At 71.1% G+C, this 24,343-nt stretch carries 19 protein-coding genes; 12 read left to right on the top strand and 7 right to left on the bottom strand.

Going from position 1 to position 24,343, the window contains the following annotated elements; all coding sequences use genetic code 11:
• Positions 1-90 precede the first annotated feature (90 nt).
• On the bottom strand, positions 91-642 hold the full coding sequence (locus BM393_RS16120; RefSeq protein WP_091731671.1) for a YceI family protein: 552 nt from the start codon (positions 640-642) through the stop codon (positions 91-93).
• Positions 643-792: 150 nt separating this feature from the next.
• Complete coding sequence (locus tag BM393_RS16115) at positions 793-1,332, bottom strand: cytochrome b (protein ID WP_091731667.1); 540 nt, start codon at positions 1,330-1,332, stop codon at positions 793-795.
• Between the two features lie 333 nt (positions 1,333-1,665).
• Between BM393_RS16115 and BM393_RS16110 the strand changes: the two genes are divergently transcribed.
• From BM393_RS16110 to BM393_RS16090, 5 genes are all read left to right on the top strand, one after another.
• Positions 1,666-2,244, top strand: a complete 579-nt coding sequence (locus BM393_RS16110) for an HD domain-containing protein (protein WP_091728313.1) — start codon at positions 1,666-1,668, stop codon at positions 2,242-2,244.
• A 396-nt stretch (positions 2,245-2,640) separates the two neighbouring features.
• The gene (locus BM393_RS16105; RefSeq protein WP_175538365.1) at positions 2,641-4,443 is read left to right on the top strand and encodes a hybrid sensor histidine kinase/response regulator; all 1,803 of its coding nucleotides are present in this window, start codon (positions 2,641-2,643) and stop codon (positions 4,441-4,443) included.
• Entirely contained in the window at positions 4,403-8,590 is a 4,188-nt protein-coding gene (locus tag BM393_RS16100) for an alpha/beta fold hydrolase (RefSeq protein WP_091728304.1), read from the top strand. The genes BM393_RS16105 and BM393_RS16100 overlap by 41 nt, the downstream gene beginning before the upstream one ends.
• Positions 8,587-10,347: an alkaline phosphatase D family protein gene (locus BM393_RS16095; protein ID WP_091728301.1), complete on the top strand. Its 1,761-nt coding sequence runs from the start codon at positions 8,587-8,589 to the stop codon at positions 10,345-10,347. The genes BM393_RS16100 and BM393_RS16095 overlap by 4 nt, the downstream gene beginning before the upstream one ends.
• Positions 10,344-11,918: an inorganic triphosphatase gene (locus BM393_RS16090; RefSeq protein ID WP_175538364.1), complete on the top strand. Its 1,575-nt coding sequence runs from the start codon at positions 10,344-10,346 to the stop codon at positions 11,916-11,918. Before BM393_RS16095 ends, BM393_RS16090 begins: the two co-directional genes overlap by 4 nt.
• Positions 11,919-11,987: 69 nt before the next feature.
• Here the strand turns inward: BM393_RS16090 and BM393_RS16085 are convergent, their stop codons facing one another.
• The 3 genes from BM393_RS16085 to BM393_RS16075 all read right to left on the bottom strand — a co-directional run bounded on the left by BM393_RS16085 (position 11,988) and on the right by BM393_RS16075 (position 17,421).
• Complete coding sequence (locus BM393_RS16085) at positions 11,988-12,722, bottom strand: site-2 protease family protein (RefSeq protein ID WP_091728295.1); 735 nt, start codon at positions 12,720-12,722, stop codon at positions 11,988-11,990.
• Positions 12,723-12,726: 4 nt separating this feature from the next.
• A complete protein-coding gene (locus BM393_RS16080) occupies positions 12,727-13,644 on the bottom strand; it encodes a DUF2167 domain-containing protein (RefSeq protein WP_091728291.1) in 918 nt (305 codons plus the stop codon).
• 216 nt (positions 13,645-13,860) lie between these two features.
• Positions 13,861-17,421 carry an indolepyruvate ferredoxin oxidoreductase family protein gene (locus tag BM393_RS16075; protein ID WP_091728288.1) on the bottom strand — a complete coding sequence of 1,187 codons (3,561 nt, stop codon included), beginning with the start codon at positions 17,419-17,421 and terminating at the stop codon, positions 13,861-13,863.
• Between the two features lie 307 nt (positions 17,422-17,728).
• On the opposite strand from BM393_RS16075, the gene BM393_RS16070 reads away from it, so the two are divergent.
• On the top strand, positions 17,729-18,259 hold the full coding sequence (locus BM393_RS16070; protein WP_254783520.1) for an Lrp/AsnC family transcriptional regulator: 531 nt from the start codon (positions 17,729-17,731) through the stop codon (positions 18,257-18,259).
• Between the two features lie 93 nt (positions 18,260-18,352).
• Here the strand turns inward: BM393_RS16070 and BM393_RS16065 are convergent, their stop codons facing one another.
• Together BM393_RS16065 and BM393_RS16060 are read right to left on the bottom strand one after the other, a co-directional pair.
• Positions 18,353-18,574 carry a hypothetical protein gene (locus tag BM393_RS16065; protein ID WP_091728280.1) on the bottom strand — a complete coding sequence of 74 codons (222 nt, stop codon included), beginning with the start codon at positions 18,572-18,574 and terminating at the stop codon, positions 18,353-18,355.
• Positions 18,571-18,855 carry a hypothetical protein gene (locus BM393_RS16060; protein ID WP_091728276.1) on the bottom strand — a complete coding sequence of 95 codons (285 nt, stop codon included), beginning with the start codon at positions 18,853-18,855 and terminating at the stop codon, positions 18,571-18,573. Before BM393_RS16060 ends, BM393_RS16065 begins: the two co-directional genes overlap by 4 nt.
• Positions 18,856-19,222: 367 nt before the next feature.
• Between BM393_RS16060 and BM393_RS16055 the strand changes: the two genes are divergently transcribed.
• The 6 genes from BM393_RS16055 to BM393_RS16030 all read left to right on the top strand — a co-directional run bounded on the left by BM393_RS16055 (position 19,223) and on the right by BM393_RS16030 (position 24,332).
• A complete protein-coding gene (locus BM393_RS16055) occupies positions 19,223-20,107 on the top strand; it encodes an EamA family transporter (protein WP_091728273.1) in 885 nt (294 codons plus the stop codon).
• The gene (locus BM393_RS16050) at positions 20,104-20,811 is read left to right on the top strand and encodes a hypothetical protein (protein ID WP_141225355.1); all 708 of its coding nucleotides are present in this window, start codon (positions 20,104-20,106) and stop codon (positions 20,809-20,811) included. The genes BM393_RS16055 and BM393_RS16050 overlap by 4 nt, the downstream gene beginning before the upstream one ends.
• Positions 20,812-20,881: 70 nt before the next feature.
• Positions 20,882-21,610, top strand: a complete 729-nt coding sequence (locus BM393_RS16045; protein ID WP_091728265.1) for a hypothetical protein — start codon at positions 20,882-20,884, stop codon at positions 21,608-21,610.
• A 114-nt stretch (positions 21,611-21,724) separates the two neighbouring features.
• On the top strand, positions 21,725-23,113 hold the full coding sequence (locus tag BM393_RS16040; RefSeq protein WP_091728262.1) for a glycoside hydrolase family 18 protein: 1,389 nt from the start codon (positions 21,725-21,727) through the stop codon (positions 23,111-23,113).
• Positions 23,114-23,147: 34 nt separating this feature from the next.
• Positions 23,148-23,594, top strand: a complete 447-nt coding sequence (locus tag BM393_RS16035) for a methylglyoxal synthase (RefSeq protein WP_147242320.1) — start codon at positions 23,148-23,150, stop codon at positions 23,592-23,594.
• 57 nt (positions 23,595-23,651) lie between these two features.
• Entirely contained in the window at positions 23,652-24,332 is a 681-nt protein-coding gene (locus tag BM393_RS16030) for a YciI family protein (RefSeq protein ID WP_091728256.1), read from the top strand.
• The last annotated feature ends 11 nt before the right edge of the window (positions 24,333-24,343 follow it).

Here is a 24,343-nt window from a genome sequence, read left to right as displayed (position 1 = left end):
TGTCGAACAGTTGGGATGGAAAGGAACCGGGCGAGGACCCGGACCGGTTGGAGGAACTCGGAGGAACTCGAAGGAATGGCGGCGGGCCGCTTACAGCGGCGCCATGCCGGTGAGGGCCAGCTTGAACTTCACCTGGACGTCGTTGGCGACCATGGAGGTGTCCTTCCACTCGCCCTCGCCGATGTTGAAGTCCAGCCGCTTGATCGCGAACGCGCCGGTGGCGGTCGTGGTGCCGCCGGCCTGGGCCAGCGCCACCGGCACGACCACGTCCTTCACCTGGCCCTTGATCGTGAGCTTGCCGGTGGCCTCGAACTTGCCGCCGCCCAGCGCCTTGATGGCGGTGCTCTGGAAGGTGGCGGTCGGGATCTTCTTGACGTTGAACCACTCGGGCTTGACCAGCTCGGCGTCGGTGGCGGCGTCGCCCAGCGTGGCGCTGCCCAGCTCGATCGACAGCGACACCTTGCCGGCGGCTGGGTTCTTCGGATCGAAGGCCACCTGCGCGTCGAATTTCTTGAAGTGGCCGTCCACCGGCACGCCCATCTGGCGGAAGGTGAAGGCGATGTCGCTCTGCGCCGGCACCAGCTTGGCGGTGGCGGGGGCGGCCGCGGCGGCGGCGGGCGTGGCCGGCTTGGTCTGCGCCATCGCCGGCGCGGCCAGGATGAAGGCGGTGCTCAGCACCGACAGCGCGGTGATCGAGAGATGGGTGGCCATACGTGCGGTCATGGAATCCTCTGCGGGGTCGGAAGTCTTGGGGTCAGGTGTTGTCCAGGGCGATTGCCGCGCCGATGCCGCTCAGGCGCGGCCCGGGAGCATGCGCCGCAGCAGGCCGTCCTTGTCGAGCACGACGTGCTTGACCACGGCGCCAAGGTGGGCAAGGACGAGCAGGCCAAGGCCGTAGGCAAAAAACTGGTGGAGCTGCTTGAGCGATTCCGCCAGCGCCTTGTCCTTGGGCACGAAGTCGGGCAGCGGCAGCACGCCGAACCACACGATCGGGAAGCCGGCCGCCGAGCTGTAGGCCCAGCCGCTCAGCGGCACCGCGAAGAAGGCCGCGTACAGCAGCCAGTGCACCGCGTGTGCGCCCAGCTTCTGCCACGCCGGCATCGGCAGGTCCGCCGGCGGGCGGTGCCCCAGGCGCCACAGCAGCCGCAGCGCCGACAGCGCCAGGATGGTCACGCCGGCCCACTTGTGCCAGTTGAAGAGCTTGAGCCGGGTCAGCGAGAACGGCAGGTCGGCCATGTACCAACCCACCGAGAAGGTCCCGATGATCGCGATCGCCAGCACCCAGTGGAACAGCATCGCCACGCCGTCGTAGCGGGTCTTGACCGCAGGCATCGGCGCCGGCGCGGCGACCGGCGCCACGGGCAGGGCGGCCGCCTCGGCCGGCTGCGTCGGGGCGTTGTCGGGGTCCTGGGGCTGGTCGTCGATCGTGGTCATGGAAAGCTCGCGTCCTGGGAAAGTTCCTGGGGCAGATCCCCGGGCCGTCGAGGGCCGGAGCGTCCGGAATGGAACGAAGTGTCTGCGTGCGCCGTACGTCGTCGGTTCACCGGAACTGAGGCCACTGTTCAGTCGATTTGAATGAGAACCCCATCGTCGCTTCACAGACCCGTCATCGGCGGGGTCGAGACTGGCGCCGCTCCGCCCTTGGAGTGACGTCGAGGATTCGTCATGGACCTGATCGCGAAGGTCGAGGCCGTGTTTCACCGTCGCGGCCACCTGCAGTACGGCGACGAGCGCCGCGAGCCGGTCACCGCGCTGGAGCACGCGCTCCAATGCGCGCAACTGGCCGAATGGGCGCACGCGGAGCATAGCCTTGTAGCCGCGGCGCTGCTGCATGACGTCGGCCAACTGATGGACGGTGGTTCAACCGCCCCTCTGCGGGATGACCAGCACGAATTGACCGCGCTGCCGCTGCTGCGCGCGGGCGGTCTGGGACCCGACGTGCTGGAGCCGATCCGGCTGCATGTCGACGCCAAGCGCTACCTGGTGAGCACCGATCCGGCCTACGGGCCCGGCCTGTCCGAGGCCTCGCGCCACAGCCTGGCGCTGCAGGGCGGTCCGATGAACGCGGAGGAGCGCCTGCGCTTCATGACCCAGCGGCATGCGAGCGCCGCGCTGCAGCTGCGCCGCTGGGACGACCTGGCCAAGCGGCCGGGCATGCGGACGCCGCCGCTGGGCTACTACCTCGCGCTGCTGGAGGAACTGCTGCGCGACAGCCATGCGCCGGAGCGACTGCGGATCGCCTGAGCGGCATGAGCGCCTTGCCCGAACGCCGCGGACCTGCGGGAGGCCGAGGCCCTCGGCGCTCTCCCTCTTGAGGGGGATACCGGGCGGTGGCCTCCCTTCGCATACTGGGCACCGATCGCGCGCTGCCTGGACCTCAGCGTTGTGATCAAGGGGAGGAGTGCTATGCCGACCTACCAAAGCCCGATGGGGCGGCGGTGGTCGGCATAGTTTTATCCGCGCTGCGCTTTTTAGCCTTTCTCGCGATTTGCGCGGCGACCCGGCCGCGATGCGGTGCCGCCCCCAGGCATGGCACTTGGGTGTGAGGGTTCGGCAAGATATATTGCCGGCCCAGTACAAGCCTTACACAACCCATGCATCTCCACTCGCGGCAGCGGCCAGGCGCTGCCCCCTCCGGTCATGGCGGGTGAGCGCAGCGCCGAGCAGGCGAGCGTCGAGCTCGAACTGCTGCGCCTGATCGGCAAGCAGGGCCGCCGCGTCCCGTATCCGGTGAGCATCGCCGCGCTGATGATGGCGATGATGGCGGCGCAGGTGATGTCGCCGTGGCTGGCCTACGGTTGGCTGGGCGTGGTCTTCGTGGTGCTGGCGGCGCGCTGGGTCGTGCTGGGCCGGCTGCCCGAGATGCATGAGCGCCCCCTCGAGCAGCGCCTGGACTGGGCGATCTGGCTGAGCCTGGCCAACGGCCTGGTCTTCAGCGTGTCGCTGGTCGCCGCGCCGCACCTGAGCGATTTCCAACGGATGGTGCAGACCATCGTGCTGCTGGGCCTGTGCGCCGGCGCGGTCGCGACGACCGCCGGCCATCGCGTCGTGTTCCAGGTCTTCCTGTGGCCGGTGACGCTGGCCAATGCGCTCGCGTGGGGCCTCTTCCACCAGCCCGGCGAGCAGCACCGCTGGCTCGACTGGGTGCTGTCGGCGCTGATCGTCTTCTTCGGCGTCATCCTGACCGGCCTGGCGCGCGACACCTACCGCGTGTTCGCCGAGTCGGTGCTGATCCGGCTGCAGCAGAACAAGAGCAACCAGCAATTGCGCCAGGCGCTGTCGCAGGCGGAGTCCGCGATGGCGGCCAAGACGCGTTTCCTCGCCTCGGCCAGCCACGACCTGCGCCAGCCGATGCACACGCTGTCGCTGTTCGGCGCGGCGCTGGACAAGCGGCCGATGGACGACGAAGGCCGCGTCATCGTGACGCAGATGAACCTGGCGCTGCAGTCGCTCTCCTCGCAGATGGACGCGCTGCTGGACATCTCCAAGCTGGACGCCAACGTCGTGCCGGTGAACAACCAGGTCTTCGCCTTGCAGCCCTGGCTGGGCCGGCTGCAGCGGGAGTTCCAGCCCGCGGCGCTGCGCAAGCAGCTGCTGCTGCGCCTGGACTGCCCGCCCGAGGCCTGCGTCGAGAGCGACCCGGTGCTGCTCGAGCGCGTGGTGCGCAACCTGATCGACAACGCCATCAAGTACACGATGCGCGGCGAGGTGGCCATCGAGGTCAACCGCGGCCAGGACGAGGAAGTCTGGCGCCTGTCGGTGCGCGACACCGGCATGGGCATCCCCGAGCACGAGCAGCAGCGCATCTTCGAGGAGTTCTACCAGGTCGGGAATCCGGAGCGCGACCGCGCCAAGGGCCTGGGCCTGGGGCTGTCCATCGTCACCCGCCTGGTCGACCTGCTGGACCTGCACCTGGGGCTGCGATCGGCGCCGGGGCATGGCTCCAGCTTCATGCTGAACGTGACGGCCGCCGACATCGCGCTGGTGCGGCCCGGTGCGGCGCCCAGACAGGGCCCGGCGCTGCCGCCGATGCGGGTGCTGGTGATCGACGACGAGGAGCCGGTGCGCGTGGCCATGCATGCGCTGCTGAGCGCGCACGGCTGCCAGGTGCTGCTGGCGGGCAGCACGCGGGAAGGCCTGCTCAAGAGCATGGGCCAGCAGCCCGACCTGCTGCTGACCGACTTCCGGCTGCGCGGCGGCGAGGACGGCATCAGCGCCGTGCGTTCGCTGCGCAGCGCCTTCCCCGGCCTGCCGGCGCTGATCGTCAGCGGCGACACCGCGCCGGAGCGGCTGCGCGAGGCCCACGAGGCCGGCTTGACGCTGCTGCACAAGCCGGTCACCGAAGAGCTGCTGATCAACGCGATGCAGGCCGCGCTGGCCGAGTACCGCAGGGAGGGTGTCGATGTCTCGTCCGTTCGAGGAGGCGCCGCCAGCCCCGTCTGACGGTGCCGCCGCCGGCCGGGAACGGCCGCTGGGCACGCGCTGGCTGTCGCGCCCGCTGGAGGACTGGATGGTCGAGCGGCTGGGCGCGCCCGCGCCCGGCCCGGCCGCCGTGGACGTGCTCATCGTCGGCAGCGGCTATGGGGGCGCGGCCGCCGCGCAGGCGCTCGCGGGTCGCCGCGACGCGGACGGCCGGCGTCTCGAGGTCGTGGTGCTGGAGCGCGGCCGGGAGTACCTGCCCGGCGCCTTCCCCAGCCGCTTCGCCGACCTGCCCGGGCATGTGCGGCTCGCGCGGGCCGGCGCCTCCGCGCCGATGGGCCGTCGCGAGGGGCTCTTCGATGTGCGGCTGGGACCGGATGTCTGCGTCGCGCTGGCCAATGGCCTGGGCGGCGGCTCGCTGATCAACGCGGGCGTGATGGAGCGGCCCGATCCGGCGGTGTTCCGCGAGCCCGGCTGGCCGCAGGCCTTCCTCGACGAGGACATGACGCCGTGGTTCGAGCGCGCCGAGCGGCTGCTGGGCGTGCGCGACGCCCAGGGAGACAACACGATCGAGCGGCTGCGCGTCCAGCGGCCCGAGGCCGCGCGCCGCCGGCTGGACGCGCTGCGGGCGCTGGATCCGGCGCGCACCCGGGCGGCGCGCTTGCAGGTGGCCATGGACGCGGCGCCGCGCGGCGCGGCGGACTGGGCGCACCGGCCCTGCCTCGCCTGCGGCGATTGCGCGACCGGCTGCAACCACGAGGCCAAGCTGTCGCTGGACACCGGGCTGCTGCTGCAGGCCTGGCGGCAGGGCGCGGAGCTGGTCTGCGGCGCCAGCGTCGAAGGGCTCGAGGCGGTGCCCGGCGCCGGCTGGCGCGTGGCCGTGCAGCACACCGACGAACTGCTGCGCGACCGGCAGGGCGCGCCGTTCGAGGTGATCGCGCGCCGGGTCGTGCTGGCGGCCGGATCGCTGGGCTCGACCGAGATCCTGATGAGCGCGCGCGACCGCGGCCTGCCGCTGTCGCGGATGCTGGGCCAGGCGTTTTCCGCCAACGGCGACGCGATCGCGGTCGGCCACGACTGGCCGCGCGCGGTCCACGCCGTCGCCGACGAGGACCAGCCGCCCGCGTCGCGGCAGGTGGGCCCGACCATCACCGGCGTGCTGGACGCGGGGCCGGACCATGTCGTCGAGGACCTCGCGATCCCGGGCGCGCTCCGGCCGATCTTCGAGGAAGGTTTCGCGCTGGCCGCGACGCTGGATGCGCTGGCGCGGCCGAACGCCGGCCCGCATGAGGAACGCGCCGATTTCGACGACCCCTTCGCCGTGCGGCCGTCCACGACGGCGCGGCAGCTGCCGCTCGCGATCGTCGGCCGCGACAGCGGCACCGGGCGGCTGGTGCGGCCCGAGGGCTTCGCGGAACCGGGCGGGCTGCAGGTCGACTGGCCGAGCCTGCGCGACGAACCCGCGGTCGTCCGCCGCCACGAGGCCCTGCAGCGCCGCCTCGCCGCGCAGGGCGCGCGCCTGCTGCGCAATCCGCTGTGGCAGCTGCTGCCGCCGGAGATGGCCTTCCTCGCGAACGATGCGCGAGGCCCCATGGTCAGCGTCCATCCGCTGGGCGGCTGCGCGATGGGCGACCGCGGCACCGATGGCGTCGTCAACGCGATCGGCCAGGTCTTCGCCGGCGATGGCGAGGCGGTGCATGACGGGCTCGTCGTGCTCGACGGCGCGATCGTGCCGGGCTCGCTGGCGATCAATCCGGCGCTGACGATCAGCGCGCTCGCGCAGCGCGCGCTCGACCACCTGGTGGCGGCCTGGGGGCTGGGCGGGCCGTCGCCGGTCGCCCAGCGGCGCGAGCGCGAGCGGCCGATGTTCCGGGACCTGTCCCATGAGCGCGCCCCCGCGACGCCCTCCGCGCCTGATGGAACCGCCCACGATCGAGCCGCTCGCGGTCCCGCCACCACCGACCGACTCGCCGGCGAGCGAGCCACTGCCGATCGCGCGTCCGATCGCACCGCCGACCGCGTCGCCGCCGATGGCGCCGCGCCGCGCGACACCGTCATCGAGGTGCGCGAGCGCCTCGGCGGTTTCGTCCGCTGGCCCGGCGCGCCCGGCTCGCCGGTGAAGTACCTGGAGCTGTGCGTCGTTTATCGGCCGGCCGTGCTGGCCGCGCTGCTGCGGCCGGGGCCGGAGCGCCGGCTGGTGGTCGCGCCGGGCAGCCGGCTGCGCGTCTTCGAGGCGAGCGAGAAGCGCTCGGGCGGCTTCGAGATCGTCGGCCCGAAGGCCGGTGACGGCCGGCTCTGGCCGCACGAGGAGCACGGCGACGATCACGCGCTGTTCAGCGTGCCGCTGGCCGACGGCGAGTTGACGCTGTTCCAGCGCGAGGCCTCGGGCCCGCTGCGCCGACATGCACGCGGGCTCTGGGCCTGGGCGATCAACCGCGGCATCCGGGACAGCTGGCAGGGCCTGGTCGACTGGGCCGGACGACGCGCCGCGCCGAAGGCCCCGGGCGCGGCCCGCGCCGGGCTGCGTGCGCGGGCGGTCAACGCCTGGCATCTCGCCGGCCACGCGGGCGAGGCGCGCCTGATGCGCTATCGGGTGCGCGTCGACCCCGCGGCCGAGCTGCCGGCCTGGGCGGCCGCGCTGCGCGGCCAGGACCTGCACGGCTGCAAGCGCATCAGCTACACCCGGCGCGGCAATCCGTGGACGCAGCTGAGCCGCATGGTCCTGACGCCGGTTGCGGGCCTGGCGCCGCCGCCGGGCGCGCGCGCGATCACGCTGACGGTCGACCTGCATCACCTCGCCCGCGAGCGCCTGCCGCTGCTGCGCGTGCGTCAGGCTCGGGACGTCCCGTCGGCGGTGCGCGATGTCGGCGCGCTGATGGCCTACATCGCGCGGATGACGATCGGGCTGCATGCCTGGACCTTCCGCAAACCCGACGAAGCGCCGCCGCGGCGCGTCTCGCGCCTGCCCGGCGCGGTGCCGGGGCTGCCGGAGCCGGTGGTGATCGAGATGGCCGCGGGCCGCTGGGGCGACGCGGGCACGCAGCGCCAGGACCTGGACCGCCCGCCGCGCGCCGACGACGACCGCCCGGTGCTCATCCGCCTGACGCGTTACGCGCGCCCGGGTGGCGTGCCGATGCTGATGATCCATGGCTACAGCGCCAGCGGCACGACCTTCGCCCACCACTCGGTGAGGCCCGGGCCGGCCAAGCTGCTGTGGGACGCGGGGCACGACGTGTGGGTGCTGGACATGCGCACCAGCGCCGGCCTGCCCACGGCGACGCTGCCCTGGACCTTCGAGGAGTCCGCGTTCAACGACATCCCGCTGGCCGTGGACCGCGTGCTGCGCGAGACCGGGCATCGGCGCCTGAACGTCTTCGCGCACTGCATGGGCTCGGTGATGCTGCACATGGCGCTGCTGGAGCCGCGCGAGCAGCCCTGGGAGCGCCACCATCCGCTGCGCGCGCTGCTGAAGGACCGGATCGCGAAGCTGGTGATCTCGCAGGTGACGCCGCTGATGGTGATGTCGCCGACCAACAGCCTGCGCGGCGTGCTGATGCAGTACCTGCGGCCCTACCTGCCGATGGGCGGCTACACCTTCCGGCCCGAGGGCCCGCCGACGCTGGTCGACCAGCTGCTCGACCGCCTGCTGGCCAGCCTGCCGTATCCGGATCGGGAGTTCGACCTCGAGAACCCGCCGCCGTGGCCGCCCTGGCGCATGCGCCGCACGCCGTGGACGGCGACGCGGCACCGCATGGACCTGCTCTACGGGCGGGACTTCGCGGTCGCCAATGTCGACCAGCCGGTGCTGGACTTCATCGACGACCACTTCGGACCGCTGAACATGGACACCGTCGCGCAGGCGATCCACTTCGCGCGCTGCCACGAGATCACCGACTGGCAGGGCGCGAGCCTCTACCTCGACAGCCTGGCCAAGAGCCTGGCGCTGCTGCAGGCCTTCCCGGTGCTGTCGCTGCATGGCGAGGACAACGGGCTGTGCAGCGCCGACAGCGCCGAGCTGCTCAAGGACCATTACGACCAGGCCGCGCCGGGCCGCTACCGCTATCGCGTGATCGCCGGCCATGGCCATCAGGACTGCCTGATCGGGCGCCATGTGGCGACGCTGGTGTTCCCGCATGTGCTGGCCTTCCTCGCCGAGGAGTCCCCGCCATGAGCGGCGCGAGACACCGCACCGCCCGGACCGCCATCAGCGGCCTGCTGATCGGCGCCGAGGCACCCGGCCATCGCGTCGAGCGCGCGGCGCCGGTGAACGGCCGGGTGCCCCTGCTGACCGCGTTGCGGCCGGAGCGCGGCTGGCCGCACTGGCTGCTCTGGGTGCCGATGCGCTGGCGCGGCGGCTGGGACTATGAGCGCCTGCCGCTGCCCTGGCGGCTGGAGGCCTTCGTGCCGCCGGGCATCGGGCGGCCCGGCGAGCCGTGGCGCGGTGCGGTCGATGTCGAGCACTTTCCGGCCTCGCCAAGCCAAGGCCCGACCGGCGGTGCGCCGGTGCTCGACCTTGATTCCGACATCGACAACGACGTCGACAACGACAACGACAACAACGTCGATCTGAGCGGCCTGCTCTTCCTGGCGCTGTACCTGGAGCCGCGCGCACTGGCGATGGAGGGCGCGCATCGCGGCGTCATGCACGAACTGGGCAAGGACGAGCTGCAGGCGCAGGTCGAGGGCGCGCTGGAACAGCTCCTGGTCCTGCCGCCGCATTGCTGGGCCCATGGCTTCGTGCCGTCGCCGGACGCGCCGGATGCCCCGGACGCGAGCGTCTCCGGCGACGTTGACCTCTGCTTCGTGCTCGCGGCCTGCCAGTACCCGCCGGGGCTGCTCGACGTGAGCCCGGGCTGGGAGCTCGACGCCGACGAGGCGGGGCCGGCGCTCGCGTCGCTGGCGCGGCTGCATCGCTTCACGCGGTCGACGGCGCGGGGGCAGGCCTGCTCGCTGGTGCTGTTCGCCGGCGACCAGATTTACGCGGATGCGAGCGGCGGGCTGGCGGACTCGCGCAGCGGCGTCGAGCGTTACGGGCGCGCTTATGGGGAGTTCAAGGCGGGGCCGATACGGTTGCTTCCGCCCACCGTCGAGCGCCTGGTGCACGCGCCCGACGATCACGAGATCGTCGACAACTGGGAGCCGACGCCGGGCGCGAGCCATGGGGGCAAGGGGCCGTGGTTCGATGTCGCGCGGCAGGCGGCCTGGGATCACCGCTGGGAAGCCGGCGCCCGCGTCGGTGGACCGGGCCTGATGTGGCACGAATTCGACTGGCGTGGCGCCGCCTTCTTCATCGCCGACGCGCGTGGCGAACGCGAGGCGCGTCGGGTCGCCAACTGGTCGACCGCGCGCCTGTGGTCGATCGCGCAGCGCGATGCCTTCGAGGACTGGCTCGGCCGCACGCGGGGGCGGCCGCGCTTCCTGCTGTCGGGCTCGCTGCCGCTGCCGCGTCGCCGCGCGACGGCCGAGCATTCGGCGAGCTGCCTGCGCTCCGACGCCTGGGACGGTTATCCGCACAGCCTGCATGAATTGCTCGGCGCGATCTGGCGGCAGCGCGCGACCGGCCTGGTGTTCCTCTCCGGCGACGAGCACCGCTCCGGCTGGCTGAGCGCGCGGATCGAGGCGGTGGACGGCGAGGACCGCGCGCCGGTGCAGCTCCATTCGGTCCACAGCTCCGCGCTCTACGCGCCCTGGCCGTTCGCGGTCACTGCGGCGGAGGAGCTGGCCGCGCCGGACGCGTTCGAGTTCGTCGAGCCCGGCGGGCGGCGCCTGCGCTGCGTGGTCGGCGCCTGGCACGACCATCCCGGCGACGGCTTCGCGGTGCTGCGCGTGAGCCAGGGCGGTGTCGATCTCTGGTTCGATCGGGCCGGACCCGCGCGGGCGGCGCCCGACGGGCGGCTGTCATGGCCTGCGTGCGACACTGCCGGATGACCGAAATCGAGCTGCGCTTCCAGATCCCCGCATCGCAATCGGCCGCGGTCCGCCGCTGGGTCGCGGGCAGCGCCCAGTCGCCGGCCACGGAAGAACGGCTGCAGGCCATCTACTTCGACACGCCGGCCCGCGACCTCGCACGGGCCGGCTTCGCCTTGCGCCTGCGACGCGAAGGCGAGGCCTGGGTGCAGACGCTCAAGGGCGCCGCGCCGGACGGCATGACCCGCCTCGAACACAACGTCGCGCTCGGCAACGCGACGCCAACGCTCGATGTCGCGCGACACGCCGACCATCCCGCCGGACAGGCGCTGCAGGCGCTGGTCGACACGCTGCCAGCCGACGCGCTACAGGCGCTGTTCCGCACCGACATCACCCGCCTCAGCCGGACGCTGCCCACGCGGCATGGCGTGGTCGAACTCGCGCTCGACCAGGGCGCGCTGCTCGCCGGCGAGGGCGACACGCTCCGGCGCACGCCGGTGGCCGAGCTGGAAATCGAGCTCAAGAGCGGCCAGCCGCGCGCGGTGCTGGAGGTCGCGCGGGTGTGGGCGATCGAGCGCTTCGGGCTGTCGCTGGAACTGCGCACCAAGGCGCTGCGCGGCGACCTGCTCGCGCGCCAGGCCGAGGTCGCGCCGGTGGCCGCGTCCAGGCCCCTGCGCTGGACCGAGGGCCAGTCCCGCGAGGCGGCGTTGGGCACCTTGCTGCGCACCTGCCTCGAGCCGGTGGTCGGCAATGCCTCGCAGATCGCGAGCGGTCGCCATCTGCCGGAACACCTGCATCAAATGCGCGTCGGCCTGCGCCGGCTACGGGTCGGCCTGCGGCTGCTCGCCCGCGAGGACGAGCCGGCGATGCTGGCGCTCGCCGAAGGCGCCGGGCAGCTGTCGCGCCGGCTCACCGCGGCGCGCGACGCCGACGCGCAGGCCGAGGCGCCATGGCGCCAGGAACTGCTGGCCGCCTGGCGCGCCGAGCGCCCGTCCGCGGCGACGACGACGCCCGAGGCGCCACCGGCCGACGTGGCCGGCCTGCTGCTGACGCGCGAGGTCCAGGGCTGGATGCTCGCGGTCATCGGCTGGCTGGCGCGACCGGTTCTGGATCCGGCGAGCGGCGAGGCGCCGGGCCTGGACGGCGTCCACGAGCGCATCGCCCAATGGCGCGCGGCCGTGGACAAGCAGATCCGGCGCTTCGACCGCCTCGATGCCGAGGGCCGGCATCACCTGCGTCGCCGCTTGCGTCGCCTGCGGCTGGCGCTGGAACTGAGCGCCGCCGTGCCCGGTGGCGCGGCGGGGCGGCGGCTGTCGAAGAAGGAATTCGAGGCGCGCGGCAAGCTGCTCGCGCGCGTCCATGAGGCCGCTCAGCGGCTGGGCGCGCTGAACGACCTCGAGGTCGGCCTCGCGCAGGCCCGCGAGCAGCTGGCGATGGCGATGGCCAGCGGCGACGTGCCCGCCGCGGCGCAAGCGGGGTTCTCGCTGGGCTGGCTGCGGCCCCGCCAGCGGCATGCGCTGGAGAAGGCGCGCAAGGCGGTGCGGGCCGTCAAGCCCGCGACGCCGGCCAAGCCCTCCAAGGGGAAGAACTAGAGGGAGAGGCTCCCGGGCGCACCGGGCGGACCCAGCGCGCCGGACCGAGCCGTCCGAGCGGACGCGTCGTCAGGCGCTTCCACCCAGGTGCCGCGCGGCGCCCAGCATCTCGTGGACGTCGTGCGTCATCACCGCGAGGAAGGCCGCCAGGCCGATGTAGTAGGCGGCGTACTCCCACTTCACGCGCGACGGGACCGCGTAGTAGGTGAGCGCCTCGTCGCTGTCGCTGCGGTACTTCCAGGCCTTGACCAGCTGCGGGCCCGCCATCAGCGCGATCAGCAGCAGCATCGGGCTGGGCCGGTACAGGAACAGCCCGACCAGCACCGGCACGCCGGCGAACCAGATCCGCGGCGACAGCACCGCGGTGATCCGGCCGCCGTCGAAGGGCGACAGCGGGATCAGGTTGAACAGGTTCAGGAAGAAGCCGGCATACGAGACCGCCAGCAGCCAGTCCAGGTTCCAGCTCCGCGCCAGCAGGTAGCAGACGGTGGCGCCGACAGTGCCCAGCAGCGGCCCGCCCAGGCCGATGTAGGCCTCGGTCTGCGCGTCGTGGGGCATGTGCTTGAGCTCGACCCAGGCGCCGACAAAGGGAATGAAGGTCGGCAGCCCGACGTCCAGGCCCTTCTGGCGCGCGGCGATGAAGTGGCCCATCTCGTGCACGAACATCAGCGCGACGAAACCCACCGCGTAGCGCCAGCCGTAGACCCAGGCGTAGAGCAGCACCGACAGCAGCATCGTGCCGCCGCTGAGCAGCAGCTTGCTCAGCTTGGCGCCCGACAGCAGCAGCAACAGCAGCTTGGTCATCGCCTCAGGACTCCGCGGTTTCGGACTTCTTGCGGCCGAACAGCTTCAGGATCGCGCCGCCGAAGGCCACGCCCGCCAGCAGGATGACCTTGGCGAACTTCAGGAAGAACGCGCCGATCACCGCCAGCAGGCCCAGCTTCTTCGCACCGACACCCAGCACCAGCGCGGCCAGGCCGTACTCGGCCACGTGGTCGGTGCTGGCGTTGAAATCGGCGTAGCGCTTGCCGTCGTTGAACTCCAGCGCGCCCAGCAGCTGCTGCGCATCGCCCTGGTACTTGGGCAGGTCGTTCAGGCCGGTGACCAGGTTGAGCGACATGTAGCCCTCGCGGCCCAGCGCGTAGGTGTTGTAGTTGACGCCCAGCGGCTCGTCGGCCGGCGCGCCCACCTCGCGCGACTTCATCGCCCACACCAGCCGGTGGGTGTCGGCCGCGTAGGTCGGCTCCTGCGCCCAGCCGGTGATCTCCAGCGCGCGGCCGCCCATCTTCTTGCGCTCGCCGTTGCTGGCCTCGGTGCCTTCCTTGAAGCTCTTGAGCATGTCGGCGGCGTCCCAGTGCTTGGCGTCGTCGTCCTTGATGTAGCCCGACTTCTCGAAGCGCAGCGTCGCGAACCACTCGCCGTCGCCGCGCGGGAACACCACGCCCTCCAGGTCGCTGTAATCGCCCGGGTTGCCCATCGCGTGCATCAGCTTGGCCGCATGCGGTTGCGGCACGTAGACCTTGCCCTCGGGCAGGTGCAGCACGGCCTGGGTGGACAGCTTGATGTCCTGCGGGCCCTTGACGATGTCGTTCTGCGCGGCGGCGATGACCTTGGCGAATTCGTTCTCGCCGGCCTGCGCCCAGACCGGCGCGGTGACCAGGGACAGCGCGCCCAGCAGGGCGGCGGCGAAGGCCCGCAAGGCGCGGGCGGGGGTGGTGGCAAGCATGGGGACTCCCTCGAAACGGACGGATGCACGGCCTCTGGCGGGCCGAGGGGTGCGAGTCTATCGATGCGGGCCATCGAAAAAGACGCACCTCCCCCTTCCGGGGGCGTCGCCTTGCGCCCAGGGTGACAAAAGACACACGGCCCGCCGGGGTCTCCCCCGGGCGGGCCGTGTCGGTGGTCGGGCGGACCGGGTGGTCCGCCGCTCAGGCTCGGCGGATCACGCCGCGTTCTGCCACTGCTGCTTCAGCTGCTCCCACTTCAGGCGCGCGGCCTTGACGTGGCGTTCCTTGACGTGGCCGTAGCCGCGGATGTCCTCCGGGATACGGGCCAGGTCGACGGCCACCGGCAGGCGCTCGGCGGTCAGGCCCTTGGCCAGGATGGCCTCGATCGTGGCGCGGTAGTCGGCGATCAGCTGGCGCTCCATCTTGCGTTCCTCGGTGTGACCGAACGGATCGAAGGCGGTGCCGCGCAGGCCCTTCATCTTCGCCAGCACGCCCATCGCCGGACGCACCCAGCCGCCGAAGGCGCGCTTCTGCAGCTCGCCCTTCTCGTTCTTCTTGGCGAGCATCGGCGGCGCGAGGTGGTGCACGACCTTGAAGTCGCCCTCGAACTGGGCCTGGATCTTGTCCAGGAACTTGGTGTCCGTGTGCAGGCGGGCGACCTCGTACTCGTCCTTGTAGGCCATCAGCTTGAAGAGATAGCGCGCGACGGCCTCGGTCAACCGCGTGCCGCCCACCGGCTGCTCCGCCTGGCGGACCTTCTCGACGAAGGCGCGGTACTGCTCGGCGTAGGCGGCGTTCTGGTAGTCGGTCAGGAACTCGACGCGCTTGGCGATCAACTCGTCGACGCCCTGGCGCTTGACGAAGTTGATCACCTGCTGCGCCGCGAACAGCGACTGCACCGCGGCCAGGTCATGGGCGCAGCGGCGGCCCCATTCGAAGGCGGCCTTGTTGTTGTCGACCTGCACGCCGTTGAGCTCGATGGCGCGCATCAGCGCGGCGTGGCTCAGCGGCACGCGGCCCTTCTGCCACGCATAGCCCAGCATCAGCGGGTTGGTGTAGAGCGAGTCGCCCAGCAGTTTCACCGCGACCTCTTCCGCGTCGAACATGCCCAGATGCGACGCGCCGACGGCCTTCTGCACCGCGGCCTCGCAGGCCGCGCCGGGGAAGGACCAGTCCGCGTTGTTGACCAGCGTGGCGGTGGGCGAGCCGTGGGTGTTCAGCGCGACGAAGCTGCGGCCCTCGCGCATCACGGCCAGCGTCGTCTTGTTGGCGGCGACGATGGAATCGCAGGCGATGACCAGGTCCGCCTCGGCGGTGCCGACCTTGGTGCAGTAGATCGCGTCCGGCGAGTTGGCGATCTGGATGTGGCTCCAGGTCGCGCCGCCCTTCTGCGCCAGGCCGGCGGCGTCCTGCGTGACGACGCCCTTGCCCTCCAGGTGGGCGGCCATGCCCAGCAGCTGGCCGATCGTGATCACGCCCGTGCCGCCGACGCCGGCCACGACGATGCCCCAGGCCTCGACCGGGTTGGGCACCAGCGGCTGCGGGATCGTCGGCAGCGAGGCGTCGAAGGGGCTGACGCGCTTGTCCTTCTTCGGCTTCTTGAGCTCGCCGCCCTCGATGGTGACGAAGCTCGGGCAGAAGCCCTTCACGCAGCTGAAGTCCTTGTTGCAGGTGTTCTGGTTGATCTGGCGCTTGCGGCCGAACTCGGTCTCGAGCGGCTCGACCGACAGGCAGTTCGACTGCACCGAGCAGTCGCCGCAGCCCTCGCAGACCAACTCGTTGATGACGGTGCGCTTGGCCGGGTCGACCAGCTTGCCGCGCTTGCGGCGGCGGCGCTTCTCGGTGGCGCAGGTCTGGTCGTAGATGATGACCGTGGTGCCGGGGATCTCGCGGAACTGGCGCTGGATGGCGTCGAGCTCGTCGCGGTGATGCACGGTCACGCCGGCCGCGAGCGGCTTGCCGTCGTACTTCTCCGGCTCGTCGGTGACGATGACCAGCTTGGCGACGCCTTCGCTGATCAGGCTGTTCATGATCTGCGTGACGCTGTGGCCCTCGGGGCGCTCGCCGACCTGCTGGCCGCCGGTCATCGCGACGGCGTCGTTGTAGAGCACCTTGTAGGTGATGTTCACGCCGGCGGCGATGGACTGGCGGATCGCCAGGATGCCGCTGTGGAAGTAGGTCCCGTCGCCGAGGTTGCTGAAGATGTGCTTCTCGTCGGTGAACGGCGCCTGGCCCACCCAGGGCACGCCTTCGCCGCCCATCTGGGTGAAGGTCGCGGTGTTGCGGCCCGGCATCCAGGTGACCATGTAGTGGCAGCCGATGCCGCCGACGGCGCGCGAGCCGTCCGGCACGCGAGTGCTGGTGTTGTGCGGGCAGCCGGAGCAGAACCAGGGCGTGCGGTCGGCGCCGCCGGCGGTCTTCTCCTCGCTCTTGAGCGACTGCTCCTTGGCGTCGATCAGCGCGACGCGCGAGTCCAGGCGCGCGGCCGTGTCGGCGTCCACGCCCAGCTTCTTCAGGCGCTTGGCGATGGCGCGGGCGATGATGGCCGGCGTCAGGTCCGCCTGCGGGCGCAGCAGCCAGTTGCTGCTGGGGTTGGGCTGGCTCCATTCGCCGCCGCTGCGGTCGCCGTCGGACTCGTCGAACTTGCCCAGCACGTTCGGGCGGACGTCGGGGCGCCAGTTGTACAGCTCTTCCTTGAGCTGGTACTCGATCATCTGGCGCTTCTCCTCGATGACGAGGATTTCCTGCAGCCCGGTGGCGAAGTCGCGGGTGATGGTGGCTTCCAGCGGCCACACGACGTTGACCTTGTGCAGCCGGATGCCAAGGCGGCGGCAGCTGTCGTCGTCCAGGCCCAGGTCGTGCAGCGCCTGGCGGGTGTCGTTCCAGGCCTTGCCGGAGGCGATCAGGCCGATGCGGTCGTTGGGCGTGCTGATGACGTTGTGGTTGAGCTTGTTCGCGCGGACGTAGGCGAGGGCGGCGTACCACTTGAAGTCCATCATCCGGGCTTCCTGGTCCAGCGGCGGATCGGGCCAGCGGATGTGCAGGCCGCCCGGGGGCATCTGGAAGTCGGTGGGCAGCACGATGTCGACGCGGTCGGGATCGATGGAGACGCTGCTGGAGGACTCGACGATCTCCTGGATCGTCTTGAGCCCGGACCACAGGCCCGAGAAGCGGCTCATCGCGAAGGCGTGCAGGCCCATGTCGAGGATGTCCTGGACGCTCGACGGGAAGAAGACCGGGAAGCCGACCGCCTTGAAGACGTGGTCGCTCTGGTGGGCGGCGGTGGAGCTCTTGGCGATGTGGTCGTCGCCGGCGATCGCGATCACGCCGCCATGCTTGCTGGTGCCGGCCATGTTGGCGTGCTTGAAGACGTCGATGCAGCGGTCGACGCCGGGGCCCTTGCCGTACCACATGCCGAAGACGCCATCGAATTTGGCCTTCTCGGGGAACAGCGCCATCTGCTGGGTGCCCCAGACGGCGGTGGCGCCGAGTTCCTCGTTGACGCCGGGCTGGAAGACGATGTTCTGCTTGGCCAGGTGCTTCTTGGCGGCCATCAGGGCCTGGTCGTAGCCGCCCAGCGGGGAGCCGCGGTAGCCGGAGATGAAGCCGGCGGTGTTCAGGCCGGCGATGGCGTCGCGGGTGCGTTGCAGCATCGGCAGGCGGACCAGCGCCTGGACGCCGCTCATGAAGGCGCGGCCCTCGTCGAGTGCGTATTTGTCATCCAGCGTGACCTTCTCCAGGGCGCGCAGGATGTGTTCGGGCAAGGGGGCGTTCATGCGGGGAGTCTCCTGATGGGTGGCTGACCTCCGGTCCCCGCTTGTGGCGGGGCCGTGTGCCGTGGCTGCCGACGCGTCGCCAGTATGGGCGCGCGCGGAAAACGCAGCGAACAGTGTAGAAAACAATGCCCGGCGAGTGTTTGCTAGTTCTCCGCCGTCGCGGGCTGTTTGAGCAAGAATCTTTCCCGAACCGGTTCAAGGAGTTCGTATGGCATCGAAAAATGGCGCATCAGGGAAAACCATGAGGGTGCCGGCAGGGTCGCCGGGCGGCGACGACGCCGCGGACGGGGTGGGGCCGGGCGGGTCGATCGGTGGGTCGATCGGTGGGTCGAATGGATTGAATGGCGGGGCGCCGAACGGGGAACTCGACCGGTATCACGTGGCGATCTTGGCCGAACTGCAGCGCGAGGCGCGGTTGTCCAACGCCGAATTGGCGGCGCGCATCGGGTTGTCGCCGGCGCCGACGTGGCGGCGGGTGCGGTGGCTGGAGGAGCAGGGCTTCATCACCGGCTACCGCGCGGAGATCGACCGCCGCCGGCTGGGCCTGGGCGTGCTCGCGTTCGTGCGGGTGGACGCGGACCGCAACAACGGCGCCGCGACGAAGGAGCTGGAGGAGGCGATCCGGCAGCTGCCGGAGGTGATCGCCTGCCACTACATCAGCGGCGCGGGCACCTTCGAGCTCGAGGTCATGGCGACCGACCTGGATGCGTTCAGCCGGTTCTCGATCGACACGCTGCTGAACCTGCCGAACGTGAAAGATATCCACACGAGTTTCTCGCTCGGTGAAGTAAAGGCCGGCGGCGCATTACCGCTCGGGCATTTGAAACCGAAGGGATGAGCGACGGCGGAGAAACTTCCGGCATATCTATCCACTTTACTTTCGGTGAATGGGAATGCGGTCGTCGAATACTCGACGACCGCCGGTTAGTTTCTAGCCACGTTTCTCAAACCCGCCTGCCGTCCAGGCGATCAGGCTGAGCAAGAGGGCCGTGCAGAAAACCGTCAGCGCCCAGGAAGGCAGCGTGGGCCAATCTCCGAACAAACCGCGTTGGACGACCGGTTGGAGGATGGCGATCAGGCTCACCGACCTGACCAGCCAACGCGGCGACAGCGTCGTCGCGGAAACTGGCTTGTCGGCCAGGAAGCGCTTCACTGCTGCGCGTGGGAGATTTGGCGCTCGGAGCTGAGGCCGCCGCTGAACAGCCCGCCGCCGATGAAGCCGCCGATGCCGCCCGCGATGAACCCGACGCCGAAACCAAATGCCGCGCCGGGGCCCAGCACCGCGCCGGTGATTCCCCCGGCGATGCCGGTCCCGACCGCACCGGCCCAGGCCCCTTGGACGGCGGCTTGCGTGTCCCAGCCGCCGGCCACGCTGTCGATTTCCTCCGCAGACAGTTCGCGGAATCCGGCTTGGGAGAGTTCCATCGTCAACATATGCGTTCTCCTATGAATCCTGTCGATATTGAAGGCCGCCGGGATGGCGGCGCCAGGAGCGACCCCTTCGTATTTCTCGAGTCGCGGAGCAACGCTAAATGCCGATGGATATCGCTGGAACTAGGGGAAATTCCATCATGGATATCTGTTAACTGAAATCAGTGGGAATTCCTCCGCATGCTCGCTGCGGCCCGGTGAAAACAAGTCGGTCGGGCATTCGAGCCCGGCGCTGGTCAATATTAAGTGGCTGAAACTCGTCAGGCGCCGGCAACGTCCGCTGTACCGGTCGGCATCGCAAGTCCCTGTACCGGGCCGCCGCGGGGGCCCGCTGGCATAGTCGGCGGTCCCCCCGCTCGCCCTGGCCGCCATGACGCTCCCGCTCCGCCATTTCCTGCTCGCGCTGACCGTGGTCGCCATCTGGGGAAGCAACTTCGTCGTGATCCGCTGGGGCCTGAACGCGTTCCCGCCGCTGCTGTTCGCGGCGCTGCGATTCACGCTGGCAACCTTGCCGGCCATCCTTTTCCTGCCGCGGCCCAAGGTGGGCTGGCGCAACCTCGCCGCGTATGGCGCCTTGGTCGGCGTCGGGCAGTTCGGCCTGCTCTACCTGGCGATGCGCTCGCAGATCTCGCCCGGGCTCGCCTCGCTGGTCATCCAGACCCAGGTCTTCTTCACCCTGCTGCTGGCCATGCGCCTGAGCGGCGAACGCGTCCAGGGCTTCCAGTGGCTCGCGCTGGCCATGGCCGCGGCCGGCATCGGCGTCATCGCGTCGCACACCGACGGCACCACCACCGTGCTCGGCCTGGCGATGGTGCTGCTGGCGGCCTTCAGCTGGTCCAGCGGCAACATCGTCGGCAAGCGCGCCGGCTCCGTGAACATGCTCGCCTACGTGGTCTGGAGCAGCGCCTTCGCCGCGCCGCCGCTGTTCGCGCTCTCCTTCGTCGTCGAAGGCCCGGCCCGCATGGGCGAGGCGCTCCAGCACGCCGGCCTCGGCGCCTGGGCCGCCGTGCTCTGGCAGGCGGTCGGGAACACGCTGTTCGGCTACGGCGCCTGGAGCTGGCTGCTTTCGCGCCATCCCGCCGCGACCATCGTCCCGATGGCGCTGCTGGTCCCGGTCTTCGGCATGAGCTGCTCCGCGCTGCTGCTGGGCGAAGGCCTGCCGCCCTGGAAGTTGATGGCCGCGGCGCTGGTGATGAGCGGCCTGGCGGTGAACCTGCTGTGGCCGCGGATGCGCGGCGCGCTGCGCGCCGCATGACTGCCGCGGCCGCGGCGGCTGCGCGTGTCGCCGCCGCGCTCGTGCTGGCCTCGTCCACGGCGCTCGCCCAGTTCGTGCCGCCGGACACCGGCAAGACGCCGGCCGCACCCTCGGTGCGCGACCAGGAAATCGCGGAATGCCGCCCCGGCGAGCTTCAGACCTGGGGCGATGGGCGCGATCACCCGATCGCCTCGCGCGCGCTGCGCTTCGCCTATCGGCACGACAACGCGCCGCCATGGTTCAGCGAGGCGCAGGTGATGGCGCTCGTGACGCGCTCGGCCCAGGCCTGGTCCGCTTGCGGGCTCAAGCTCGCCGTCATCGCGGTGCCGCGCGGCCAGGCGCCGCCCGAGGACGCCATCCAGATCCTGTGGAGCGACGTCGGCAGCCGCGGCCAGTTCGCGTTGGCCAACGTGGGCGCGCGCAGCCTGTCGATCGGGCCGGCGCTGTTCGCGCTGCTGCGCGAGCGCAACCCCAGACACCCGGCGGCGCAGACGCTGCAGATGGTGCTGTCGCACGAGATGGGGCACTTCCTCGGCCTGATGGCGCATTCGAAACGCTGCGTCGACACGATGTCCTACTACGACAACGGCAAGGGCGAACGCTGCGCGCTGCGCGACCCGAAGGCCTGGGGCAGCGTCGTCGAGTACCGCTCGGCGCTGCCCACCGCCTGCGACATCGAGCGCTGCCGCGCGCTCAACCGCTGAGCCCTCGCGGAGACCGGGCCGCGCCGCAGGGGGGCCCCGGCCGCGACGGCCGACGGCGTATGCTGCCGCGATGAACCCGACACGCCGCTTCGTCCTTTCCGCCGCGTCTCGCGTCGCGCTCCCCGCCGCGCTGCTCGGCGCCAGCGCCGCCTTGATGGCGCCCGCCCGCGCGCAGGGCCCGAAGCAGAACCTGCAGGTCGAGCTGCGCTGGGTCGAATCGGAGCTCAGCGGCGCCACCGTCGCCGGCGTGCGCGACGGCAGCACCGTCGTGAGCACCGGCGGCAGCGTCTCGGCGCGCGGCGGCGTGACGCTCTCCACCGAGAACCGCGAGCAGCGCCAGCAGCTCTTCCCGCGCCTGCTGGTGCTCAACGGCGCGCAGGCCTCGTTCACGATGACCGAGTCGACGCCGATCCAGTGGGTCGACGTCGCGCTGGACCGCCAGCAGGGCGAGCGCGATCGCGTGGTGGTCGTGCCGCGCCAGGGGCTGGCCGAGCGGGTGCGCGGCATCGTCGTGCGGCCCAGCTGGCCGGGCGGCCGCAATCCGGTGAACGTCGAAGTCCGGGCGTCGGACCAGGCGCAGATGCCATCCGGCGGTGCCTACGGGACCTCGCTGCCCGACGCCCAGCAGCGGCCCAGCACCGACGTGCTCAGCACCGTCCAGGCGCCGTTGGGGATCTGGGTCACCATCGCCCGCACCGGCAGCGTGACGGCGAGCGCCAGTCGCAACGTCTACAGCACGCGCGACGCCGAGGTCCAGAAGCTGCGGGAACTGCAATTGCGGGTGGATGTCGCGCCGTAACGAAAGTGGCTCCATAACGGTCTTTTCAAGCCGCGCTTTTTGGCGAAATTGGTATTCGACTGGTGTTGATTTTCGCGGTGATCGGCTAAGCTCCGGCGTCCACTGGAGACCCGCATGCCCGCTCGAGTCCTGTCCCACCTGCCCACCCCATTGACCGCGGCGATTGCTTCGCTCGGCGCCATCGCCGCTTCGGCCGCCATCGCCGCCACGCCCGCGCCCGGCGCGGCGGCCGGCACCGCGCCCGAGGCCGCAGCCGAGGCCGCGGGCTACCCGCTCTTCGGCGGCAAGCCGGTGGCGTTCGAGCGCACCGGCAACAAGGTGGTCGGAATCTATGTCCCGAACTGGGAGCCGGTCGAGCTGATCGAGCGCGTGCCGCCGCAGAACCTGACCCATGTGCTCTACGCCTTCCTGCGCCTGTGCGGCCCCGGCCAGTTGGAGAAGGACGCCGCCAAGTGCGTGGGCAGGCAGGACTTCGAGATCGGCACCGGACCGGTCGACGCGCGCTTCGATGCCGCCTTCCAGCGCTACAAGCAGCGGGCGCCGCACCTGAAGATCGTCGCCTCGATCGGCGGCTGGGGCGGCTCGGATCCGATCTTCCATCTCGCGGGCGATCCTGCCCGGCGCGCCGTCTTCGCGGCCTCGGCGCAGCGCTTCCTGCGCGAGCATCCGTCCTTCGACGGCATCGACATCGACTGGGAGCATCCCGGCAACAACGGCGCGGCCAACGGCGTGCAGCTCGGCAGCCCGCGCGACGGCCAGTCCTACGCCGAGCTGATGGCCGACCTGCGCCGGGCGCTGGACGTGCTGACCGCCGAGACCGGCCGTCCCTACCTGTTGACCACGGCGGTCAATCCGATGGACTCGATCGTCGGCAAGATCAATTTCAAGGACGCCGCCAAGCCGCTCGACCTCGTCTTCATGATGAGCTACGACTTCTACGGCATGTGGTCGCCGGTGGCCGGCCATCACACCGCGCTGCGGTCCTCGTCGGCGCAGGCGGACGACAGCCTGGAGCGCGCGGTGCGCAACCTGGAGACCGCGGGCGTGCCGCGCTCCAAGCTGGTGGCCGGCGTGGCGATGTACGGCCGCGGCTTCACCGGTGTCGGCCAGACCCGGGCCGGCGCGGCCAAGACCGGCGCCTATCCGGGCGCCGAAGGCGCGCAGGGCTATCGCGAGATCGCCGGGCGCATCCTCGACGCGAAGGGCCAGGGCCGCGCGGGCTACCAGTCCGCCTGGGACCCGGTGACGCAGTCGTGGTCGCTGTACCACCCGAAGCTGAAGCTCTGGATGGGCTACGACGATCCGCGGGCGGTGCTGGCCAAGGGCCGCTTCGCGCGGGAGCTCGGCCTGGCGGGCGTCTTCGCCTGGGAGCTGAGCCAGGACAACGGCGACCTGCTCAATGCGATGAACCGCGGGGTCGGCAATCTGCCGCTGACCGGCGTCGCGGCGCAGGAGCCGGCGGCCCGGGCCGCGACGGCGGCGCAGAAAGAACCGCGTCGGTAACTCGCGGCCCATGCGCCGGGCCTACGATCGCGCCATGACCGCACCGACCTCCCTCGACCTGCCGGCGGCGAGCGCCGCTCCCGCGCGCCTGCGCATCGCCCTGATCGCCCACGACGGCAAGAAGGACGAGATGGTGATGCTCGCCACCGAGTTCGCCGACTTCCTCGGCGGCTGCGAGCTGGTCGCGACCGGCACGACCGGTGCGCGCCTGACGGCCGAGGTGGGCCTGGTGGTCGAGCGCATGCTGTCCGGTCCGCATGGCGGCGACCTGCAGATCGGCGCGCGGCTGGCGGTGGGGCAGATCGACGCGGTGGTGTTCCTGCGCGATCCGATGACGCCGCAGCCGCATGAACCCGACATCAACGCGCTGGTCCGGGCCTGCGACGTGCACGACGTTGCCTGCGCCACCAACGTGGCCAGCGGCCGGCTGATGCTGCGGTCGTTGCAGGTGCTGGGCGCCGCGGGCGGCGGGCGGGAGTAGAGTCGTCCGCCGAAGCCGGCGACCCGTCGCTCGCCGGCCGACGACAAGGAGACTCCGATGCAACGACGTTCCCTGGTCGCCGCGGCGACCGCGATGCCGGCGCTGTTGCCGCTGATGGCGCTGCCGTCGCGCGGCCGCGCGCAGACGCTGGCGGCCGAGCAGCAGTGGTTCATCTTCCTGGAGACCGGCCGGCCGGTGCCGGAGGACAAGGCCGCGGTCGCGGCGATGCAGGCCGGGCACCTCGAGAACTTCAAGCGGCTCTTCGCCGACGGCAAGCTGTTCGCGGCCGGCCCGATGCGCGACCCGGCGCGGGTCAAGCGCGGCATCGTCGTGGTGCAGGCGCCCAACCGCCAGGTGCTGATGAGCTACTTCCAGCCCGACGAGTACGTCCGCGAGGGCTACATGACGGTCAACGCGCAGCCGGCGAAGGTCCACCAGGCGCTGAACCACACCGGCATCGATCCCAATGGCATCGAGGAGAACCGCATCGTGCTGTTCAGCCGCGCGGAGGAGAAGGACCGGGACGCGGTGCCGGTGTTCCTCCAGCGCGCACTGGACGAGGGCGTCATCGGCGCCTGGTACTCGCTGGAGGACGGCCCGGTCGGCGAGGTCGTCTTCATGCGCGGCACCGACGAGACGGCGCTGCGCAAGACCATGGCCGAGTATCCGGGGCTCTCCGACCAGCGCGTCACGATGAAGATCTGGGCGCAGTGGCTGGGGAAGGGCGTGCTGAAGTAGTCGCCGGAGGC

The sequence above is a fragment of the Mitsuaria sp. PDC51 genome (assembly GCF_900113225.1).
In the GTDB taxonomy this organism is placed as follows: domain Bacteria; phylum Pseudomonadota; class Gammaproteobacteria; order Burkholderiales; family Burkholderiaceae_C; genus Roseateles.
The sequence above is the reverse complement of the archived record's forward strand: the minus strand, read 5'-3'. Positions and strand labels throughout refer to the sequence as shown.

Excerpts from the sequence above, each read along its gene's own strand:
- BM393_RS16120 (WP_091731671.1), bottom strand. The coding sequence starts at position 642 with ATGGCGCAGACCAAGCCGGCCACGCCCGCCGCCGCCGCGGCCGCCCCC.
- BM393_RS16115 (WP_091731667.1), bottom strand. The coding sequence starts at position 1,332 with ATGCCTGCGGTCAAGACCCGCTACGACGGCGTGGCGATGCTGTTCCAC.
- BM393_RS16110 (WP_091728313.1), top strand. The coding sequence starts at position 1,666 with ATGGACCTGATCGCGAAGGTCGAGGCCGTGTTTCACCGTCGCGGCCAC.
- BM393_RS16105 (WP_175538365.1), top strand. The coding sequence starts at position 2,641 with ATGGCGGGTGAGCGCAGCGCCGAGCAGGCGAGCGTCGAGCTCGAACTG.
- BM393_RS16100 (WP_091728304.1), top strand. The coding sequence starts at position 4,403 with ATGTCTCGTCCGTTCGAGGAGGCGCCGCCAGCCCCGTCTGACGGTGCC.
- BM393_RS16095 (WP_091728301.1), top strand. The coding sequence starts at position 8,587 with ATGAGCGGCGCGAGACACCGCACCGCCCGGACCGCCATCAGCGGCCTG.
- BM393_RS16090 (WP_175538364.1), top strand. The coding sequence starts at position 10,344 with ATGACCGAAATCGAGCTGCGCTTCCAGATCCCCGCATCGCAATCGGCC.
- BM393_RS16085 (WP_091728295.1), bottom strand. The coding sequence starts at position 12,722 with ATGACCAAGCTGCTGTTGCTGCTGCTGTCGGGCGCCAAGCTGAGCAAG.
- BM393_RS16080 (WP_091728291.1), bottom strand. The coding sequence starts at position 13,644 with ATGCTTGCCACCACCCCCGCCCGCGCCTTGCGGGCCTTCGCCGCCGCC.
- BM393_RS16075 (WP_091728288.1), bottom strand. The coding sequence starts at position 17,421 with ATGAACGCCCCCTTGCCCGAACACATCCTGCGCGCCCTGGAGAAGGTC.
- BM393_RS16060 (WP_091728276.1), bottom strand. The coding sequence starts at position 18,855 with ATGTTGACGATGGAACTCTCCCAAGCCGGATTCCGCGAACTGTCTGCG.
- BM393_RS16055 (WP_091728273.1), top strand. The coding sequence starts at position 19,223 with ATGACGCTCCCGCTCCGCCATTTCCTGCTCGCGCTGACCGTGGTCGCC.
- BM393_RS16050 (WP_141225355.1), top strand. The coding sequence starts at position 20,104 with ATGACTGCCGCGGCCGCGGCGGCTGCGCGTGTCGCCGCCGCGCTCGTG.
- BM393_RS16045 (WP_091728265.1), top strand. The coding sequence starts at position 20,882 with ATGAACCCGACACGCCGCTTCGTCCTTTCCGCCGCGTCTCGCGTCGCG.
- BM393_RS16040 (WP_091728262.1), top strand. The coding sequence starts at position 21,725 with ATGCCCGCTCGAGTCCTGTCCCACCTGCCCACCCCATTGACCGCGGCG.
- BM393_RS16035 (WP_147242320.1), top strand. The coding sequence starts at position 23,148 with ATGACCGCACCGACCTCCCTCGACCTGCCGGCGGCGAGCGCCGCTCCC.
- BM393_RS16030 (WP_091728256.1), top strand. The coding sequence starts at position 23,652 with ATGCAACGACGTTCCCTGGTCGCCGCGGCGACCGCGATGCCGGCGCTG.